The sequence below is a fragment of the Methylobacterium sp. J-026 genome, assembly GCF_022829585.1.
Lineage (GTDB): Bacteria > Pseudomonadota > Alphaproteobacteria > Rhizobiales > Beijerinckiaceae > Methylobacterium.
Map to the genome: position 1 here is coordinate 1 of NZ_JAKSYC010000232.1, position 603 is coordinate 603.

At 69.5% G+C, this 603-nt stretch carries 1 protein-coding gene; it reads left to right on the forward strand.

The features are described 5' to 3' along the window. Window positions 1–582, forward strand: a 582-nt coding sequence (locus tag MKK69_RS20570; protein ID WP_243970945.1) for a methyl-accepting chemotaxis protein, incomplete at its 5' end; no start/stop codon positions are given. Between the last annotated feature and the right edge of the window lie 21 nt (window positions 583–603).

Consider the following 603-nt stretch of genomic DNA (forward strand, 5'->3'; position numbering starts at 1 on the left):
GCGATCCGCGAGCAGGCGGAGGCTGTGGCAGGCAACATCGTCGGCCTGTCGGAGAAGACCCAGACGATCGGGGACATCATCGAGACGGTCAACGACATCTCGGAGCGCACGCACCTGCTGGCGCTCAACGCGGCCATCGAGGCGGCCGCGGCCGGGGAGAGCGGGCGCAGCTTCGCGGTGGTGGCCTCGGAGATGAAGCTTTTGGCCGACCAGGCGAAGGCGGCGACCGGGCAGGTGCGCGGGCTTCTGGGGGAGATCCAGCGGGGGATCAACACCTCGGTGATGCTCACCGAGGAGGCGGTCAAGCGGGCCGCGTCCGGCAAGACCCGCTCGGACACGACGCAGCGGACCATCGAGGAGATCACCGCCCGGGTGGAGGAGAACGTGCAGACCTTCCAGCAGATCGTGGCCTCGACCAACCAGCAGCAGCTCGGCATCGAGCAGGTCATGGGCGCGCTCCAGAACATCCGGCAGGCCAGCCAGCAGACCGCGGCCGGCACCCGCCAGGTCGAGACCGCCTCGGCCAACCTCACCGAACTCGCCCAGGCGCTCATGGCGCTCGCCGAACGATACCGCCACTGAGGTTGGCCGCGCCTTGCCCGA